The sequence below is a fragment of the Synechococcus sp. UW179A genome, from assembly GCF_900473965.1.
Classification (GTDB): Bacteria; Cyanobacteriota; Cyanobacteriia; order PCC-6307; family Cyanobiaceae; genus Synechococcus_C.
The window spans coordinates 1-1,205 of the sequence record NZ_UCNJ01000015.1; the positions used below are offsets into that span (position 1 = coordinate 1).

Annotated in this window: 1 protein-coding gene; it reads left to right on the forward strand. The window is 62.7% G+C overall.

The window, feature by feature from the left end; genetic code table 11:
- Positions 1-1,128 (forward strand): transposase (locus tag DXY31_RS08505; RefSeq protein ID WP_114993375.1); only part of this gene is annotated, 1,128 nt, incomplete at its 5' end.
- Between the last annotated feature and the right edge of the window lie 77 nt (positions 1,129-1,205).

Consider the following 1,205-nt stretch of genomic DNA (forward strand, 5'->3'; position numbering starts at 1 on the left):
GTGCACCTCAACCTCGCCTATCGCTGGTTCTGCCGGCTCGATCTTGAGGGGTCGGTGCCCGATCACTCCACCTTCTCCAAGAACCGGCACGGCCGGTTCCGTGACAGCGACCTGCTGCGCAAGCTGTTCGAGATGACCGTCGAGCGCTGCATGAGAGAAGGACTGGTGGGAGCAGAAGGCTTCGCGGTCGATGCGAGCCTGATCCGCGCCGATGTTCACCGCCAGCGTTCGGTACCGGGAGAAGAAGGGCTCCCGCCCGAAGCTGCCGGTCGTGCGGTCGCTGAGTATCTCGAGGTCCTCGATGATGCAGCCTTCGGCGGAGCCACACCTGTCGAGCCGAAGCGGATCAACCTCACCGATCCAGCTGCGCGCTGGACTGCGGCAACGCGCGAGGCGGCCTTCTACTCCTACTCCACCAACTATCTGATCGACCTCGATCACGCGGTGATCGTCGATGTGGAGGCGACGACATCGGTCCGGCAGGCCGAAGTGCTTGCGCAGCGAAGGATGATCGAGCGAACGCAGGAACGCTTCGGCTTGTGGCCCGAGCGGCTCGTAGCTGATACAGCTTATGGCTCGGCGCCGAACCTTGCATGGCTGGTCGAGGACAAGGGCATCGAGCCCCATATCCCCGTGTTCGACAAGTCTGCACGCAGCGACGGCACTCTTGCGCGGTCCGACTTTGCCTATGACGCCGAGGACGACAGTTACCTCTGCCCTGGCGGTAACCGGTTGAGACCATCCAACCGCAACTTCAAGGCCCCGCGGCCGCTGGCCAATGCCGATGGCTTCATCCGCTACCGTGCGAGCCAGAAGGACTGTCAGGCATGCAATCTCAAGCAGCGCTGCGCACCCCGCACGGAGACCCGCAAGATCGTGCGCTCGGTCCACGAAGGCGCACGCGACCTGGCACGCGATATCTCCAAAAGTGACGCCTATCTTGTCTCACGCCGCCAGCGAAAGAAGGTCGAGATGCTCTTCGCGCATCTCAAGCGGATCCTGAAGCTGGACCGCTTGCGTCTCCGCGGTCCCAACGGAGCAAAAGATGAGTTCCACCTCGCTGCCGCAGCCCAGAACCTCCGGAAACTGGCCAAGATGCGGCCCACGCCGAGCCTCGCCACCGCCTGAGAGAGGCAGCGACCTCACTCGCCTTGGATCCAAAGCGCTCAACCAACCCAGCCAACGTCGACTTTTTCAACAGAATA